Source organism: Paenibacillus sp. H1-7, from assembly GCF_022354825.1.
Lineage (GTDB): Bacteria > Bacillota > Bacilli > Paenibacillales > NBRC-103111 > Paenibacillus_S.
The window spans coordinates 2,507,785-2,526,439 of record NZ_CP031168.1 but is presented as its reverse complement, the minus strand read 5'-3'; the positions used below and the strand labels follow the sequence as shown (position 1 = coordinate 2,526,439).

10 protein-coding genes are annotated in these 18,655 nt (G+C 51.5%); 1 reads left to right on the top strand and 9 read right to left on the bottom strand.

All coding sequences use genetic code 11. The features are described 5' to 3' along the window. Window positions 1–61: 61 nt before the first annotated feature. From DVH26_RS11380 to DVH26_RS11345, 8 genes are all read right to left on the bottom strand, one after another. Window positions 62–889: a sugar phosphate isomerase/epimerase family protein gene (locus DVH26_RS11380; protein ID WP_239633802.1), complete on the bottom strand. Its 828-nt coding sequence runs from the start codon at window positions 887–889 to the stop codon at window positions 62–64. Window positions 890–1,017: 128 nt separating this feature from the next. Next, window positions 1,018–2,664, bottom strand: a complete 1,647-nt coding sequence (locus DVH26_RS11375) for an extracellular solute-binding protein (protein WP_239633801.1) — start codon at window positions 2,662–2,664, stop codon at window positions 1,018–1,020. Window positions 2,665–2,691: 27 nt separating this feature from the next. Beyond that, complete coding sequence (locus DVH26_RS11370) at window positions 2,692–5,049, bottom strand: helix-turn-helix domain-containing protein (protein WP_239633800.1); 2,358 nt, start codon at window positions 5,047–5,049, stop codon at window positions 2,692–2,694. 197 nt (window positions 5,050–5,246) lie between these two features. After that, on the bottom strand, window positions 5,247–11,258 hold the full coding sequence (locus tag DVH26_RS11365) for a CBM96 family carbohydrate-binding protein (RefSeq protein ID WP_239633799.1): 6,012 nt from the start codon (window positions 11,256–11,258) through the stop codon (window positions 5,247–5,249). Window positions 11,259–11,569: 311 nt separating this feature from the next. Next, window positions 11,570–12,451, bottom strand: coding sequence for a carbohydrate ABC transporter permease (locus tag DVH26_RS11360; protein ID WP_239633798.1), 882 nt, complete (start codon window positions 12,449–12,451; stop codon window positions 11,570–11,572). A 9-nt stretch (window positions 12,452–12,460) separates the two neighbouring features. Next, a complete protein-coding gene (locus tag DVH26_RS11355; RefSeq protein WP_379454305.1) occupies window positions 12,461–13,417 on the bottom strand; it encodes an ABC transporter permease in 957 nt (318 codons plus the stop codon). Window positions 13,418–13,473: 56 nt separating this feature from the next. Further along, window positions 13,474–15,096, bottom strand: coding sequence for an extracellular solute-binding protein (locus DVH26_RS11350; protein ID WP_239633796.1), 1,623 nt, complete (start codon window positions 15,094–15,096; stop codon window positions 13,474–13,476). Window positions 15,097–15,372: 276 nt separating this feature from the next. Next, entirely contained in the window at window positions 15,373–16,323 is a 951-nt protein-coding gene (locus DVH26_RS11345) for a carbon-nitrogen hydrolase family protein (protein WP_239633795.1), read from the bottom strand. 342 nt (window positions 16,324–16,665) lie between these two features. Between DVH26_RS11345 and pdxR the strand changes: the two genes are divergently transcribed. Continuing rightward, window positions 16,666–18,105 (top strand): MocR-like pyridoxine biosynthesis transcription factor PdxR, encoded by a 1,440-nt coding sequence (pdxR, locus tag DVH26_RS11340; RefSeq protein ID WP_239633794.1) that lies wholly within the window; start codon window positions 16,666–16,668, stop codon window positions 18,103–18,105. A 132-nt stretch (window positions 18,106–18,237) separates the two neighbouring features. Here pdxR and DVH26_RS11335 read toward each other — a convergent pair whose 3' ends face one another. After that, a complete protein-coding gene (locus DVH26_RS11335) occupies window positions 18,238–18,654 on the bottom strand; it encodes a FixH family protein (RefSeq protein ID WP_239633793.1) in 417 nt (138 codons plus the stop codon). Window position 18,655: the final 1 nt, after the last annotated feature.

Sequence of the window (18,655 nt, the reverse complement as noted above, 5' to 3'; positions counted from 1 at the left end):
CTCACGGTTTTTGTATGTTCTAACACGTTTACACATTCCACAAGCACTGCTTCACGGAAGGTTACAAATAAGGCTCTACAATTCGCCGTATCCTCTCCAGCCCTTCCCACATATCACCTGGGCCGTCATAGATCAGTACTACCGCTCCGTTATAGCCGGATGTCTTCAGCTGCTCCAGGCAATTGCGGAATTCCGGTTCGTCAGGCATGCCGGCATCATCGTAATGGGCTTTGGCGTGAACGGACACACTGTACGGCAGCGTCAACGCGATCTCGTCATATTTGGCGGAGCCTTTGAAGTTGCCGAAATCCGTAATCATCTTAAACGAATGATGTCCGCGCTCCAGCAGCTGCACACAGTTATCTCCGGTCGAGGTCAATGGCCGGAAATTTTCCGTGACAATCTGAACTCCACGGCCGGAAGCAAATTGTTGCAGCTCGGATAACCTCTGCGCTGCGCGCTGCAGAGCGTCTTCATCGTCTGCGGGAGAATCCCCCGCAATGACTCGTATTCGCTTCGCACCGGCCTGTGCCGCTACTTCAATCCAATGCTGCACCAGAGCGTAATCCGCCGTGCTGCGCTTCTCATCGGCCGATGAGATATCGCCGTAATCCAGAAGCAGCGTATCAAAGGAAATGCCGGCAGCTTCGAACCGATGCCTCAGCTCCTGCAAATAGTCCTGTTCCGTGGACGGAAAATGAAAATGACATACCTCCACGGCCCGGTAGCCTCTGGAGCTAGCCTCGGCAGGCAGCTCCAGCAAGGACAAAACTTGCGGCTGCTCCTGCTCGCGGGTAAAATGACTACCCGCCTCCTGATCCCAATGCGTCCATCTGAGCGGACCCAGCAGTCTGTGCAGACTCCATGTACTTACGGATAAATAAGACATCGTCTCTCCTCCTGCAGCTTCATATTGGATGATGTGCGGTCATGAAGTCCTTCTATGGAAAAATTATACTGGACATTGCTTTGCCTTACAATTAGCATCGGAATGTCTGAGCGGGAACCATTAGAGATTCACGACTTAAAATTATAACGGTCAAGCGCCTGCTGCTCGATGTCTATAGCGCGCTTTACGTTCAAGGCTTTGATTTTCTCGACATAGTTGTCATAGGCATCTACCGGCTCAACGCCGAGGATAATTTTGATGGACATTTCATCCACCAGATTCATGACATCCATCATGATGGCCGCGGATTCCGAGCTCTCTTTCTCCGTCTTGTGAATCAGCGGCAGCGTATGCCGTTCGGCGTCGTTTTGCGCCCATACCGGTATCGCTTCCTTTTGCTGGGACAGCGTGTAGGCCTGCTCAATGTAGCGCCGGTCCTGGATGAACGGTCCAAAATAGCTCGCGCGGTTATACATGGCCAAAGCTTGGGCGGGAACCAGCTGTTCCTTGTTGCTCATGATCAGCTCCGTATATTTCGGGTAATCGCCTTCCATATTGTAGCTCGTCCCCTCGATGCCGAAATTGAAGAACATGTGCCCCGCTTCACTGTATCCGTAGTCCAGCATTCTGGCGGCTTCCTCCACATTCTTGGAGTTGCCGGCAATAGCTACGCTCCCGCTGCCCACGTACTCTTCGCTTTTTTGACCGAATTTCGGCTTATCCCCTCTCTTCAACACCGGGTAAGGAGCAGCGGTCACGACGGCTTTCGGATCCTTGGCCTGGAGCGCCGGCTGCCATTTGCCGATACCCGACCCTGCATTCCATATACTGGCGCCGCTTCGGCCCAGCATCATATTGGAATCCATCGTCTTGATATCTACCGTCGCCATATTCCGGTCGATCAGACCTTCTTCATACCAGCGGCGGAACGTGCGCAAAAACTCCTTATACCCGCCTTCGATCGGGCCGAATTTGACTTTGCCCTCGTCCAAATAGAAGCCTTTTTTCACGCCATATGCGCCGATAAAAGCCCCGTTGTCCATTCCAAACAAGACGTTCGGCACGCTTAAAAAGGTTAGCGGAGCCTCGATCCCCTTCTTCTCCTTAAACGCTTTGAGCACCACATACCAATCGTCGATCGTCTCCGGGATCGGCAGCCCGAGCTCATCCAGCCAATCCTTACGGATAATCGGCCCTTGGAAGGTTTGCAGCATAGGATCGTTGCGGATAAACGGAAACACGTAATAATGTCCTTCATCCGTTTTGATTTGCTTATCGATCTCAGGGTGTTCCTTAAGAAATTGTTTCAAGTTGGGAGCATACTTGTCGATGACATCGTTCAGCTTCAGAATATAGCCGTCGTTGATCGCTTTCTCCGGGCCGCCTGGAAAGCTGTTCCAAGCGTATTCCATCATATCGGGCAAATCTCCCGACGCCAGCAATACATTCAGCGCGGTTTTATCCTGATTGGCTTGCGCCTGAATGAACTTAAGCTTGACTCCGGTTCGCTTCTGCCATTCCTGAAAGAAGGGTACTTGCTCAAAGGTCGATTTTACGCTGGCGGCGTTCTGGTTCAGCTCAGCCCAATACGTTAGCGTCTTGCTTGTTTGGATGGGATACGCACCCGGCTGCTGCTTGACCTCCGCAGCGGTGCTCGCATTGCTTGTACTGCCGGCTTGAGGCGATCTGGCGTCTTGGGAACGGCCGGTGCAGCCGGCCGAGACGATAGAGAGTATGGAAACGAGCAGCAATAATGTCCTTGCTTTTGTATGCATGTCCAGCTTCAACCTCCCTGCAAGGAATTAATTCATCTCTTTGTATTTGCCTGGTGTGATTCCTTCGTACTTTTTGAATACGCGGATGAAGGTTGCAACCTCATTGAAGCCTACCATTTTGGCCGCTTCCGTAATCGATATCTGCTTATGCTTTATAAGGGTTTTGGCTTCGTGGATTCTCAGGCTGTTAATAAAATCGGGCAGCCCTTCCCCTGTCATATTTTTGAACATTTTGGACAAATAGCTTGCCTTCAGCTGAAACCGTTCCCCTATCGTATTAACGTTAAGATTCGAGTCATGGTAGCACTCTTGAATGTACTGCGTCACTTCGGAGATCAATTTGCGCAGCGATTCAGCCCGGTCTTTCGATAAATTGGATTCGACCTTGGCTGCTGCAGCGGTACACACCGTCTGCAGCAGGCGCTGAAGCTCCTCCTGCATTTCCTGGATCGTCTCGCAGGCAATGATGGTATCCATCCAGAGAGGGTTGTCTGCAAGGAAGCTTTGATCCGCATCTCCCAGCTCATTGATGGCTTTCACCATGGTACCTACAAAGTTGAAAATGAGACAGCGGGCCAGCGTCAAGGAAACGGCCGGCTTATCGAAATTTCGCTTGGTTACTTCTTCTACCAGTTGGGAGGCGTGGTCGAAATCGCCTGCTTTAATGAAATTAATGATCTGCTGCTCCACATGGAGCGGATAATAATACCCTTTTTGCAGCGCCGCCGATTCGAAACGGATATCGTCATAGGCGATAATCTCGCGTTTGCCCAGCACCATCTTGTATTCCATGGCATCCATAGCTTCTTGATATGCTTGGGATACGCCGGACAGCATCGGGTGAATGCCGCTGATCGATACGGTCAGATTCATCTGGAACCGCGTCAGAAACTTCTGGGCTTCGGCCGCAATTTCTTGAAGATCCTCGCGATAGTCAGCCTCTTCATTTTCGGCGAAATTGATCAGACATACCATCATATCGTCAACCTCGGCCACATAGCCCTCATGGCAGCGAATGCCGACAAGCTCTTCCATAACATTCGTAATGATGAACTGGATAAACTTCCGTTTATCTTGAATTTCCATGCCGGACAAGCTCGTATACACATTCTCCATATTCTCAATGGCAAGCATGATCACGGCGAATTGATCGGATTCGAACTTGATCTGAAACGTTTTGAACGCTTCTTGGATCGGAATCGGCCCGTCCAGCTTTCCTTTTAACAGCCTAGACAGCATATTGGAGCGAAGCAGATTATGATGATGCTGCAGCTGCAGCGCGATCTGCTCCTTCTCGCTTCGGGTGTTGATAACGGCCTTCTGGATGAAGCTGAGCTCATTCCAATCCGTCCTCTCCTCATGGGCATTCTTATCCGACAGAGATTGCACCAGGTTGCGGATCGGCGAATAGTTGCGGCGCAGGAAGAACCAGGTCAGCACCGCTGCACCCAAAAAGCTGATAAAAATACTGATATACGTAAATTGACGCACATATTCGGCCTTTTGCCAGTACACGTTTCTCGGAATAACCAGGACGTACATTAAATCCGACACGCCGGACGGGATGGAGAGCAGCTCCGAATCGCCGTTGATGCTTTGCGTAGACATCGAACGGTCTTCCCCGACAGTAATGGTGTCGAGAAGCGGCTGCATATTGTGCTCTATCGGCATATTGGACAAGAGCACCTGTTTGTCTTTATTTACGACGAGCACCTGCCCGCCGCTGAAGCCCTCGACGCTCTCAATAGCCTTCTGAAACCGGTCGGTGTCCGCCATGATTACTATCGTTCCGGTAGAACGGCCCTGCAGGTTCTTGGGCATGTGAGTCACATAAGCGATAGAGGACTGGGGGGCAGCCGCATCCGCATGCGGCAGCAGCAGAAACTGGCTGCTGGAAGTCCGCGTCAGCGTGTCGAGCCAGTCTTTATAGGACAGCGATCCGGTATTATGTATCGTGTCGAAGGCGACTTTACTGTCTCTCACATTGCCGGGCCGCAAAATAGAGGAGGTCTGCTCCCAGGTTACATAAAACTCGTCGATCGATGCGTAGGATGTCTGGTAGGTCTGGAAATCCTGTACGACCTGATAAGCCAGAAACTGGGCGTCGCTTGGAGTTTTGGTGGAATACATGAGGCTTTGCAGCTTGTTGTTCCACAATATTTCCGTATTCAGCCGCTTCATCAAATCCACTTGGGTATCTATCGAATATTTGACTTGTTCCAGTAGCGAGCCGTTCGCGCGATGAATTTCGCTTTTCAGCGCTTCGCTGGATTGGTAATAAATGATGATGCTCATGAGCATCGGCACAAACAAAACAGCGCTGTACGAGAACAGCCAGGTCACGATGACGCTTTTTCGTTTTCTCCACAAATATCGCAATTTCAAAAGGTATTCCTCCCGAAAATATAAAGCTTCCTAATCGAGGTCAAAATGGGCAGGGTCCTCTCCATGAATTCTAATTATAATCATAAAACGGCTGTAGAGGAATGCCCAAATACTACAATCGGATGGACGATTTATGCGAAATGGTGTGAAAAAGCCCCCTGAACTCCGCTGTTCAGGGGGCTAATCGTGCTTTTCAATTATTGAAAAGCAATATGCTTGAGCATCCGTTCTATCATCACGGCTGCTTCCGCCCGTGTTGCGTTGGCGGCAGGAACGAACGCTGTTGCAGTCTGGCCGTTAACGATGTTCGCTTTCAACGCTAGTGCGACTCCTTCTTTGGCGTAGCCGCTAATCGCAGCATTATCGGAGAAGGATTCCAATAAGGCCGGATCCGCCTGGAGCTCTCCTTCGGCAGGCGCCAGCTTCAATGCCCTGGCAATCATGACCGCCATCTGCTCTCTCGCAATATAGCCGTTCGGCTGGAACGATCCGTTCTCGAAGCCGTCGACAATACCGGCAGCGGATGCGGCTCCAACCGCTCCCGCATACCAATCTGCGGAAGCTACGTCCGAATAGCTGCTTCCTGTACGCGGAGCCAGTCCCATGGCTCTGGTCAGAAGAACGGCGAACTCCGCTCTCGTAATTTGTTTATCGGGAGCAAATTCATTCTCCGACGTTCCTTTGACGAGGAATCGGGATGCCATGGATTCGACGGATGCTTGCGCCCAGTGACCGCGAAGATCCGCGAAGCTCTTGCTTGCTTGCACCACGGTATAAATGCTGTTGCTTGTACTGTATATCGTGACGGTTGTGCTGCCGGCTGCTTTGTGGAATTGAGCCGGTACGAAAGTCAGCTCGCCGGTTGCCGAATCGAAGCGTACGGCTGCCGCAAGCTGCGAATCGACGCCGCCAGGCAATGTCAAGCTTCTTGTCACATACGTCTGTCCATAGTCGCTGACGACCATTTGCTGGTCGCCCGCCTCCGCTGTGACATGGAAGTTCAAACCGGCGTTCAGCAGCTTCACTCCTTGACTCTTCGCCTTGTCGCTCAACAAGGCGGCATCTCCCGCAGCAAGCTTCTCGATTCGGATCACCAGCGTGATGTCCTCCGCTTTCTTGTTCAGCGATTTGGCTAATGCAGCGATATCTATGCTTTGAAGCGGTAAATCATATCGTGCTCCGTCATACGTAAAGCTAAGAGTCGCTTTAGGAGCCAGCGCCAGGAATGCGGCGATCTTGCCCGCAGGAATAACGATCATGCCGATATCTTCTTTTCCGGCGACGTCAGCCTGGAGTATGATCTCATCTTTGGCTTGTGCCGCTGTCAAGCCTTGCAAAGCCTGGATGACTGCATTGGCATCCAGTACCGCCTTGGAGACCGTCCTTCCGTCCTTCGCCGTTTCTTTGACAGGCTCTCCGAGCGGGATGCTCACACTTGCCGGCTGCCCCGGTACTGCCGGCTTGACTGCCGACGGAGGAACAGTTGCGGGTGCAGGGGCTGCCGAACCGGATGAGCCGGAGGACGACCCTCCTCTTCTAGGAGCAGGAACTACCTGGATGTCCGCCGAGGTGAGTTGGGCATCCTGCGATTGCTGCAGCCCGTTGGTAACAGTTGCCTTGGTAACGGCAACCTGAGCCCGCGTCGCCTGCGGTACCCAAGCAGACGCTTTCCATTGGATCCGCAGCAGGTCGCCGTCCTTCGTTACGACTCCTTCCGAGCTGCGGCTTGCCGCCGTAATGCGCAGCTGACCCGGTGCTGTTACTTCTTTGCGGGTAATGATGAAGTCCTGCTTCAACGATTCCGCCGACAGCCATTCGATCGCATTGGCGCTATAGGTTAAAGTTATATCCGCGGTATACACCGCCGAGTAGACGCTTCCCGTTACGCTTCCCAAGCCGATAACGGATTGGAACGTCTGCCCGGCTTGAACCGAGCCCGGCATATGGATTATCGTGCTCGGAGGGGTTGCAGGATTACCCGGTCCTTCCCCCGGATTACCGCCGCCTGGATTCTCACCGCCCCCATTGTTGCCTCCTCCGCCTGGATTGCCTTCGCCTCCTGTGCCGCTGCCGGTAACGTTCACCTCGTACTTCGCGGTAAGTCCGCCGTCGACCGTACGAGCCGTAATAAAGGCATTTCCTGCGGCGATTGCTTTCAAGCTGACGCTAGTCGTTCCGTCGAGCGGCTGATATACCGCTTCGCCAACCGTAACAGCCGAACTGCTCGACTCGAACGTTACCGTTTTATCCGTTGCGTTCTCCGGCAGAACAGTGGCGGTTAAGCTGTCGGTGTCGCCTACCTTCAACGTGCCCGACGTTTTATTCAACGTGATGGACTGCGGCGACTGGACAGGCGCCAGATGCACCCAAAACTCAATAATGCTGTTCCAGGCGTTCAATTCGTTGCCATAGCCGGTAAATTTCACGTATTTGGCCTTAACCGGGTTAAAGCCAAACGTTTCGGGCTGATTAGGGTTCGGCTTGCCGCTGACCGCCCGGGTCAGAACCTTATGATACATTTCGCCGTCCCTGGAAACCTCCAGATCAAAAGTCGACGACCGGAGATTCCCGCTATAGAACATAATACTCGCTTTGTCGATCAACACTTCCTTGTCCAGCTCGAGCACCAAATATTGCCCGCCTGTACCCTCGGCCGACCATCGGGAATCAGGGTCTCTGTCGTTCACGTTGGCAGGCACGTTCCCGTCATCTGCGCTTGCCGTCACCTTGACCGCCGTTGCAAATTTGCCATCCGGCTCGCTCATCGGCTCTTTTACTTCAAATGTTTGGGTAGACTTCACCGTCTTGCCGTTCCATGTTATTTCGGCCGTAACCTTCGTAATCCCCGGCAGCAGCGCCTTAAATACGGACCCTTGAATCGATGCGACCGTTTCATTGTTCAATGTGTAGGCAACCGGATAATCTCCCGATCCAAGATCGACGGTTTCCCCGTTGTCCAGCGTCAGGATCGCCTTCAGCTTCCCGCTGTTCCCTACGCTGATTGCGTTGCCTGCGGCTCTCCAGCCCGGAACCGATTTGTCCGGCGCCAATGTAATCGATACCGGCAGTACGGGCGATGCCGCTACCTTGAACTGGACGGTATACTCTTTTACTTCACCGCCATTGGACACTCGAATCACACCGTTCCCGCTCGTCGATGCAGGCTGGGTAACGGTTACAGATGCATCCGGCGATAACGCCGCTGCCTGTACATTCGGAACCGTCGTGGTGCCGTATGGAAGAGTGTATGTATAGCTTGTCCGTGTAAACTGCATTCCGGCGATAGGCAAACCGTTGACGAGCAAAGATTGCAAGGCGAGCTTCGTCCCGTCAGTCCTTCTGCCAAATTGATCGGAATACAAGCTTTGCGGGGTCAGCTTATCCCCTTCTCCGACCCCTTCAGCCATATCGAAAGGCTTCGTATTTGCGTCGGCAATGGAACCGGTAATATTGACATTAACCCCCGAGACCGCACCCTTGGTCCCGACAATGTAGCCGTTGCCGAACTGCTCCGATTCGATAATAATGCCATTTTTGCTGCTGTGGGCAGCCAGTCCGGTCGTGTTCCAGAATACGCTTTCAGTAGTTACGACACCGTGCCGGTTCGTCTCCGAGGAGCCGTAGTCTCTTGTTATAGCAGAGATTGCGTCACCGTTCAGCGTCATCGAGTCGATCAGGTTCGCCATACTCATATACATATGGAAATCGGTTAACAAAGACGGCTTTTCGGAGCTTGCCTTGTACAGCACGTTTCCATTGGCGGAAAAATTCGCGTACGTGAAGCTGTGTCTCGCTGCAACCGCGTTGCTGTTGGTAATGAGATCGTCGTTGCCGATGAATTGATACAAGTAACCATTGCCGTTAGCTCCCCTATACTGCGGATACTGCATCGTCACGTTATCGACGGTCACATTTTTCGTGCGGTCCAGAATGACGCCTTTGGACAAAATATGGTAGGTTGCATTGCCTTCCGGCTTGTAAGTGCTAATATTGCGCACCCAGCTGTTGGCAACCGCTACCAAATTGATCGCCTTAGCATTATCGCTTTCATATCCAGCCGTTCCGACGACCTTATAGTCGTCTTCTCCCAGTCCGCTCTTGGAGTTCTGGACGTTGGCGATGGAGAAATCCTCCAGCCCGATCTCCGACAATGGATTCTCTGTCTTCGTGATCGTAATGTTATCCCGCAGCTTCATCGGGAAGCGTGTTGGAATGTCCAGCGTGATCGTCCGGTTCACGGCGTCGACGCCGACGATCTGCCTGTAAAACAACGGCTCGACCTTGCCCAGCCTGGAAGCCCATTTATTTTGCATGCCGAGCTCCTCCAGAAAGCCTTGCGTCGTTTCGAACGTGATCGTCACGTAATCGTTCACCTTGAACGAGCCGGCATCCTGAACCGGCAGCAGCACGGTAGGCTCGGTAACGCTTCGGCTAAGCTTCGTCGACACAGGTGTTTTTTTCCAATCGGTGCCGCCTACTTCAATGATATCCTTGCCTTTCATGTTCTCGGTGGCGTTGTACAGGAACGTTTTGTTCATGCCGGCGCCCTTCAGAACAACGTTGCTCGATGCAATCCGGAGAGCATAATCCTTGCCTGCCGGAGGATTGACCTGGTACGTTCCTTCCGGAAGATACACAACACCTCCGCCTTGAGCTCCGGCGTCGTCAATCGCCTTCTGAATCGCTGACGTAGCATCGCTGCCGCCTGTGGCGTCGGCATGGTATGGCGCTTTGGTGACGTCGATAGGTCGCGACATATCCGCTGCCGGTATAGCCGTTTCGCCCCTATGGTAGCCTGCGTACGAGAAGTCGTGCAAATATCGGCCCTTGTCATCCTTGAATCCCGGATACCAGTCGGCAGGGTACAGACGGCTTCTTCCGTCGCTGCCCAGAGTCAAATCCTCCGGTGTCTCCGCAGGATCAGACACCATGAGCCTCGGCGGCGATTGTCCGCCCGCATTCGTATCCTTGCCACGGTGATAGAAGATACCGGTTTGATCCTTGGCCGCCATCATGACCGTAATGGTCTTGGCGCCGTTTTGTTTTTGCTGCTTCACATATTGGGTTATGTCCGCATCTTGGTAGTTGTTCGCTGTTTTGTATAACACCTCGGCAAGAGGAACGGCATCCGCTTGCGGCCGGTTATTCCAGCTAATGTCGGTTTCCTTCCAGTCGGAGCTGCCGGAGGTTCCGAATATTTGCACATAGGAGGTAGCTGGAGCCGTTGTGCTCTTGGACGTATCTCTGCCCCATACGGAGAATACGGTTTTCCCTATTTTATCGGGTTCCGGAAGCTGTGAAATATCGAACTTGAAATAAGCGTACGCTTTATTGAATTCCACGGTCATCCCGTCGGCGATAGCAGCCGTATTATTCGTACCGTGGTAATTTTTATCGGCATCCTTGTTATTCGTCGTTGCAGGGTTGTACACAAGCGAGTCATGCAACGGAGGCATGTTTTTGCCATAGGCAAAAGCGACTGGCGGCGTGTAAGGCTGCGGAGCAGGCAGACCGCTCGCTTGCTGATGGATGACCAAGGACGGAATTCGCACGGCGCCGTCAGCGTCGGTCGTTTCGCGTCCCCGCAGCTCGACCGCCGACGCCGTCTCCGCCTTGATGAGCAAGGAGACGGAAGCTGCTCCTGCGGCTTGCTTGGACTTAATGTAGTCGGTAATGTTGAACCGGTACAGCTTCGCTTCGTTGGTTATTTGAATCGTATCCAGGGAGTCCGCCATGGGGGTGAATTTGTTTTTCCAAGTGGCAGCTGTCTCCGACCAGTCCGCTGCAGTCTGCATAGGCTGCAGCCCGTAGACGCTGATTGGACCCGCTACCGCGGAAGAAGCCTGAAACTGCAAGGCGGCTTCTGCATAATCACCCGGAGCCGGCAGCCCGGACAGGTCATATTTGACATAAGTATAGGCCTGCGATCCATCCTCGTCCCGCCCTACCCGCATGATATCCTGAGCTGCGCCGTCGGCAGCCGCCTTGTGGTAGTTGGTCGCTTCATTGGCGATTAACGATGAGTTCATATAATAACCGCTCGAATAAACGGACACATCGCTAATTGGAGCCATAGGCGTACCGTAAGAGAATGCCGCGTGGATCGTGCCGGGTGATGCCCATAATGGGCTTGCGATCAGGCATACAATCAGCAGAAGCTGCAGCGCTTGTCTCGCATGCTTCCATGGGTATGAAGCCGTTGTTTTCATTTCTTTCCTCCCTTTGAATGAACTTCAGTTACAAATTACCTTGATGCCCCTCAACACCGATCATTTCACTTGCGATGTTAGCGGTTTCAAAAAACGGATTCGTTCGATCTCCCCCTGTCCTCAAACAACTTTTTGCTGGATGTTCTTGGCTATTATTGCTCATTACATGCAAGCTTGAATATGCACAAAATGTCCATTTCAATAAACAATTTGTAAAATGAACCCTATTTATAGAAAAAAAACCATCTGAATCGTCTTCAAATGGTTTATTAACCGAGTAATTATTAGTGATGGAATGGCCGCCTAGGAGGTTATCCTTTTAACGATCCGACCATAACGCCTTTGACGAAGAAGCGCTGTACGAACGGATAAATACACAGCACAGGCACCGTAGCTACCATAATCGTTGCATATTTGATGGTTTCCCCAATCTGATGGCGGTCTCCGGCATCTGCGCCCATCGACATCGTCTCCGTCGAGTTCGAGATTAAGATCTCACGAAGAACCAATTGCAGCGGGAACAGCTCCCGGTCCTTAATAAAGACGGAGGCATAGAACCAGCCGTTCCATTTGTCGACTGCGTAGTAAAGAATCATAACAGCGATAACCGGCATCGACAGCGGAAGAATGATCCGGAATAAGATCGTAAAGTGATTCGCCCCGTCGATCTTGGCGGATTCCTCGAGACTGTCGGGTATGCCCATGAACGCTGTACGCATAATGATCAGATTGAACGTGCTGATCGAGAACGGAATGATTGTAGCCCAGAGCGTGTCGAGTAAGCCTACATTTTTGACAACGAGGTACAGCGGAATAAGTCCCCCGTGGAAAAACATGGTGAAGACGATAATGATCATGAACGCTTTGTTCCACAGCACATTTTTCCTCGATAGGACGTAAGCGCCCAAGGCGGTCATAATCAGATTGACCAGAACTCCGGCAACAACGATAAAGATCGTGTTGCGATAGCCTATCAGGATGCTAGGATTTTTCATTACGTCCTTATAGGCGTCCAGATTGAAGCCGAGCGATTTGTACAGCAGACCCTTATGGGTAATGAGCTGATTGGCGTCACTGAAGGAAGCGAAGACGACATACAGCAGCGGATACAGCGTGATGATCACGAGCAGAACAAGGATCGCGTGAATGACGAAATCGAAGGCGATTTCAAGCAGGTCGGTTTGTTTTTTCATAATTACACCTCACCATAAGCTACTTTCATTGACTTTGCGGCTGACATAGTTGGCGGTGATGAGGAGAATCAGGTTGATCACGGAGTTAAATAGCCCTACAGCCGAGCTGTAGCTCCACCCGAACTCCAGCAAGCCTTTGCGGTACACGAACGACGATATGACGTCGGCCGTTTCGTACGTGACCGGATTGTAGAGCAAGATGATCTTCTCAAAGCCTACGTTGAGCAGGTTGCCCATACGCAATATAAACATAATGGCAATGGTAGGCATGATACCGGGCAGCGTAATATACAGCATTTGCTTCCAACGGCTGGCCCCGTCCATACGAGCCGCTTCATACTGCTCCTGGTCGATGCTCATTAACGCAGCGATATAGATGATTGATTCCCAGCCTATCCGCTGCCAAATCTCGGAGATAATATAGATCGGCCGAAACAAATTCGGCTGCTGCAGCATGGCCTGTCCTTCATATCCGAGTGCTCTGAACAAGGAGTGAACCACTCCGTCCGCATTCGTGAAATCCGTAATAATACCGCAAATGACGACGAGCGAAATAAAATAAGGCATATAAGTAATCGTCTGTGCTACCCGCTTGAATGTTTTGCTGCGCACTTCGTTAATCATTAGAGCAAGAATAATAGGCGCGGGAAACTCAAACAGCAGCGAATACAAACTGATAATAAGCGTGTTTTTTAAGATTCGCCAAAAATAGTAGCTTCCGAAAAAATCTTTAAAATGCTTCAAGCCCACCCAATCGCTGCCCATAATGCCCTTCATCGGCGTATAATCCTTGAAAGCTATCAGCGCCCCGTACATAGGGGCATAATGGAAAATGACATAAAAAGCCAGTACAGGAATCATCATGAGATACAAATATTTGTTCATTGCAAAATCTCGAAGAAAAATATGCTTTGACGCCTTTTTTCCGCTGCTCCGGGCTCTCTCCAGGCTTTGTGCGTTATCCATCATTTCACCTCTCTCGAATGGACGGAGAGGGCCGAGCCCTCCCCGCGTCCGTCAATTTATCTCTTGTTGTAACGATCCAGCGCCGCTTTTTGAATCTCAATTGCTTTGTCCAGATTCAACGATTTCATTTTGCTGACATAGCTTTCGAATTGATCCGGGGACTCGGCGCCAAGGATGATTTTCAACGTCATTTCGTCGACCAGCGTATCGATGTCGTTCATGATTTTGGCATATTCGGAGCTTTCCTCCGGTGTCGGTGTAAGAGGCGGCAGGCTGTATTTGTCCGTATCCGTTTTTTTCCACACGTCGATGGCTTCACGCTGCGTCGGCAGTGTAAAGAATTGCTCTGCATACCGCTTATCCTGAATGAACGGTCCGTTGTAGCTGCCGCGAATGTACAGGGACATGGCTTGAGCCGGCGCCAGTTTATCCGGGTTTTTCATCAGCAGATCGGTATACTTCGGATAGCCGTTCTCCATGTTGTAGCTTACGCCTTCGGTTCCGAAGTTGAAGAACATGCGGCCTTCGTCGCTGTAGCCGTAATCGAGCATTTTGACCGCTAGCTCTGGGTCCTTCGCTTTAGTAGTTACCGCAACAATCCCTCCGGCGGAGAATGGCTTGTCTTTTTGGCCGAACTTCGGAGTGTCGCCTTTTTTCAGTACAGGGTATGGAGCAGCTACCAGCAAGGCTTTAGGATCTTTGTTTTGCACAAGCGGCTGCCATTTGCCGATACCGCCTCCGGCATTGCCGATCGTCGCTCCGGTCTCGGCTGCTGCGATGCTTCCGTCGAGCGCCTTGGTGTCTGTTGTAGCAATGTTTTTATCCAACAGACCTTCTTTGTACCATTGGCTGAACAGGGTCAAATATTCTTTAAAGCCTTTTTCGGCAGGTCCGAACTTGATTTGTCCATTTTCCATGTAAAATCCGCGGTTGACCCCGAACGCTCCCAAGAAAGCTCCATTGTACGAATCGTTGAAGAAGCGCGGCTTACTCGTAAAGGACAATGCGGCGTCTGCGCCTTTCTTCTCTTTGAAGGCACGCAGCGTCTTCGTCCAATCGTCAATCGTCTCCGGAACCGGCAAACCGAGCTCATCCAGCCAGTCTTTGCGGATAATCGGGCCTTGGAATACTTGAAGATACTCGTCTCCGCGAATGAACGGGAACGTATAGTAGCTGCCGTTGTCCGTCTTGACCATCTTGTCGATCTCCGGATGCTCCTTCAAATATTTCTTCAGGTTCGGAGCATGCTTGTCGATCAGATCGTTCAGCCTGAGAATGTAACCGTCCTTAATTGCTTTCTCCGGTCCGCCCGGGAAGCTGTTCAGGAAGTTGTACTCAATCATGTCCGGCAAATCACCGGATGCGAGCATCACGTTGAGCGCTTCTTTCGCCTGGTTGGCCGGCGGCGCCGTAAACTTCAGCTTGACGCCGGTTTTCTTCTGCCACTCCTGGAAGAACGGCACCTCGTTATGGGACGGCTTGACCCCGACAATATTCGGCGTTAATTCTCCCCAATACGTCAGCGTTTTGTCCGTTTGGATAGGATATGTAGTCGGACCCGACGCACTGGAGCTGGATTCCTTCGCTTTCTCATTAGTAGAGGCGGACGGCGCAGTCGAACAGCCGACCATACTGACTAATGTAGTAACAAGGGTTGAAGCTAGAATAACCTTTTTCATGTACAGACCTCCTCAAGTCCCCGATATGTCTTGTATGAGATGCATCTCTTCGTTAGTGTAAGGGGCCGTACGATAGAAGCCCATAGACAATGAGTGAAAACGGATGGCGTTTTTCTCCCTTTTCGATGCGCAATTTCTCCATTTCCATTGATCAATTCAGACTTTTTTCGACGATTTTCACCATCATTGCCGTGTCAAATGACAAAAACTGCCCTTCCGTAGTCAATAACTACATGATGGGCAGATTACCGTTAGATATTCTATTGGAAATGCTGCTCACTTGCCGAAGACGACAATATCCTTTCGCTCTGTGTTGACGGTTAATCGAAACACGTCGGGTCTGCTGTAATGGCCTGCCACATCGAAATCAAAGCGGCTCTTCGCGATCCTGGACAAATCCAGTGTTGCCAGCAAGATGCCTTCTTCATTATATAGAGGCTCGGCAATATACTCCCCAAGCGGGCCGACTATTGCGCTGCCTCCTCTGCACAAAATAACGTCGTCATGCTCAATATCATCATAGCAGGCCAAATCGGCGGGATAGGACGCCTTGGTCACATATTGGTTGCTCGATAAGACGTAGCACCTTCCTTCACAGGCAATATGCTGCAGCGTAGCCTGCCAGGTGTCGCGAGAGTCCGCCGTAGGGGTGACGAAAATATCGACTCCTTGCGCATACATTGCCATACGGGCAAGCGGCATATAGTTTTCCCAGCAAATAAGTCCGCCGACGGTTCCGAAGGGCGTATCGATAACCGTAAGCGTGCTCCCATCGCCTTGACCCCATAGAAGCCGCTCCGACCCCGTGGGGACGAGCTTCCTATGCTTGCCCAAAACTTGTCCATCCGGTCCGATATATAAAATGGTATTGTACAGCGTCCCTTGGCTGTAATCCCGGTCCCGCTCCACAACGCCTACAACAAGATAGACGCCGGTCTCTTGGGCCAGATCGCCAAGCAGCTTGGTTTCCGCTCCAGGTATGTCGATCGCGCTGTCCCAGTAACGCGCCCAGTCGCTTCTTCCTGCATCATTCCGGCTGCCCACCCGGGTCCCGAACGTCAATCCTCTCGGATAGCCAGGTATAAAAACTTCAGGAAAAACAACAAGCTGCGCTCCCCGTTCAGCAGCTTCCTTCGTCTTCGACACGATCAGGTCAATAGACGATAGCTTGTCGAACAATACGGGTGCAGATTGGACAACGGCAACGCAGACATGATTTTGATTCATAGACTAATTCCTCCCTCATGATCAAGAATTCCCGACTTATCCACTATGATAAATGTTCAAATGAAAAAGTAACCATCCAAAATCAAGCGACGGATACCATCCATTCCCGACGTTTGGTTCGTATAAGATAAGACGATACTGGGAGCAGCAGGCTTTTGCCGTCAGACCATCCAATTCCCGCTCCCGTTTCCCATCCATGTTCAATAGATTGATAAACATTTGTCATCATAGTGCTACAAAGGGAAGCGGCAGCTTATTCAATCCAGTGGTATGATGAACATCACAATCACCATTCGTTATAAGATACTTCCAAACAGAACATATACCGGGGGGAGTAGCGTTATGTGGAAACCCGATCGTCTAAACAACCAGCCCTTATATCAACAAATTGCCGACGATCTCGAGAAGAGAATTTCTTATGGCGAATTTCCGCCCGGAAGCTTGCTTCCCTCCGAACGAAAATTAGCGGATCAATTAGGCGTTAACCGAAGCACGGTGATCTTGGCCTATGCCGAGCTTCGATCGCACGGAATTATCGAGAGCCGGTCGGGAAGCGGAACGCGGGTCAGCAAATTCAAATGGGGAGCTACGCCGAAGCACACACCCAATTGGCACCGGTACGTGGAAGGCGGGGGCTTCCTGCCGAATTTGCCCTTTTTGCGCCGCATCCGCGAAGCGCTTCAGCTGGACCCGGCATTGATTGATTTTGCGAGCGGGGAGCTTGGACCCGATATATCTCCGGTACAAGAAATCAATCATATTATGAAGGAAAACCATTATTCCGATTATTTGGGCTACGATAATCCGCAAGGGTTCGTCCCGCTGCGGGATGCGCTCGTTCACTATTTGAGCCGCCACAGAAGCATTCAAACGACGAACTCGTCGATTCTCGTCACTTCCGGGTCCCAGCAATCGCTATATTTGATCACGCAATGCCTGTTGGCTCCCGGTGACGCCGTAGCGATCGAGGATCCATCGTACTGCTACTCCTTGCCCATGTTTCAGTCGGCCGGACTCCGTTTATTCCGTCTTCCCGTCGATAAGAAAGGGATTCGCCCGGAGGATGTCCGCACTCTGTACAAAAAGCATCGCATCAAGATGCTGTTCATGAACCCGAACTTTCAAAATCCGACAGGCGTATTGCTCGATACGGACCGCCGCAAGGAGCTGCTGGATGTGGCGAGCGAGCTGGGTCTGCCGATTGTGGAGGACGATCCTTTCAGCCTGACGGCCTATGACGGCAATCCGCCGCAGCCGCTCAAAGCGATGGATTCCTTCGGCTCCGTCCTCTACATCGGCTCCTTCTCCAAGATCGCGGCATCCGGACTTCGAGTCGGCTGGATGGTAGCTCCGAACTCCGTAGTCGAGCGGCTGGCCGATGCCCGGCAGCAGATGGATTTCGGGCTAAGCGTCGTACCTCAGAACGTCGCCGCTCTGTTCTTGCAGTCCTCCTACTTCCAGCCTCATCTGGAACGATTGCGCATGAATCTCATGTACAAGCGGGATTTGGTAGTGGAAACGCTGCAGAAAGAGCTGCCGAATGAAATCAGCTTTACGGTTCCCAACGGTGGACTCCATCTGTGGTGCAAAATCAACGGCGAGGTCAACGACAACAAGCTGTTCGAAGAGGCGATCCGTCAAGGCGTAGTGTTCGTGCCTGGAAGCGTCTATGGTTCGGATTCCGGTTATGTGCGGTTCACCTTCGCAAGAGCCAAAAAGGAAGAGATTGTGGCCGGCATCACCAAATTTGCCGCAGCGCTTCGCGCCGTGCTTCAATCATAAGGCAACAATAAAGGTGCATGAGAGCTTCGTTCCCGGAACGCAAGCTTTCATGCACCTTTCGTTTGAGTTATAACAAGTCCGGTTTCGGTTGAACTTTTTTTATGAAGCCGGCGATGAAGGTCTCATGCCGGATCATTTTGTGCCAAGGACCTTTTCCACCACCAATTCCTTCTGCGGCATCACACTCATGTCTCTTGCTGTAACATGAGCAATGACATTGTAGGTTCCGTCTTCAGGGAACATCGTTTTGATGCGATACACGCCATCCTTCCAATGAGAAGCCGTAACGGTTTGATGGTTAGGCTGATCTTTTTTCCAAATTTCAAATTTCACTTCCTGAGCGTCCTCGACCTTGTCGTTTCCTTGAGTTACCTTCGCTTCCAGCAAAATGGCGCGTCCCGGCAGAAGCGTTTCTTGCACCGTGCTTACCTCGACTTGAACCGGTTCGGCCTGTTCCAAGCCGATAGAAGCTGGATTGGAGCAAGCTGCGACAGACAACAGACCGACAACACTGACAACACCAACCAAAGCTGTGAACATTTTTTTCATC

Coding starts and splice junctions, on each gene's coding strand:
- DVH26_RS11380 (WP_239633802.1), bottom strand. CDS start 889: ATGTCTTATTTATCCGTAAGTACATGGAGTCTGCACAGACTGCTGGGT.
- DVH26_RS11375 (WP_239633801.1), bottom strand. CDS start 2,664: ATGCATACAAAAGCAAGGACATTATTGCTGCTCGTTTCCATACTCTCT.
- DVH26_RS11365 (WP_239633799.1), bottom strand. CDS start 11,258: ATGAAAACAACGGCTTCATACCCATGGAAGCATGCGAGACAAGCGCTG.
- DVH26_RS11360 (WP_239633798.1), bottom strand. CDS start 12,451: ATGAAAAAACAAACCGACCTGCTTGAAATCGCCTTCGATTTCGTCATT.
- DVH26_RS11355 (WP_379454305.1), bottom strand. CDS start 13,417: ATGGATAACGCACAAAGCCTGGAGAGAGCCCGGAGCAGCGGAAAAAAG.
- DVH26_RS11350 (WP_239633796.1), bottom strand. CDS start 15,096: ATGAAAAAGGTTATTCTAGCTTCAACCCTTGTTACTACATTAGTCAGT.
- DVH26_RS11345 (WP_239633795.1), bottom strand. CDS start 16,323: ATGAATCAAAATCATGTCTGCGTTGCCGTTGTCCAATCTGCACCCGTA.
- pdxR (WP_239633794.1), top strand. CDS start 16,666: ATGTGGAAACCCGATCGTCTAAACAACCAGCCCTTATATCAACAAATT.
- DVH26_RS11335 (WP_239633793.1), bottom strand. CDS start 18,654: ATGAAAAAAATGTTCACAGCTTTGGTTGGTGTTGTCAGTGTTGTCGGT.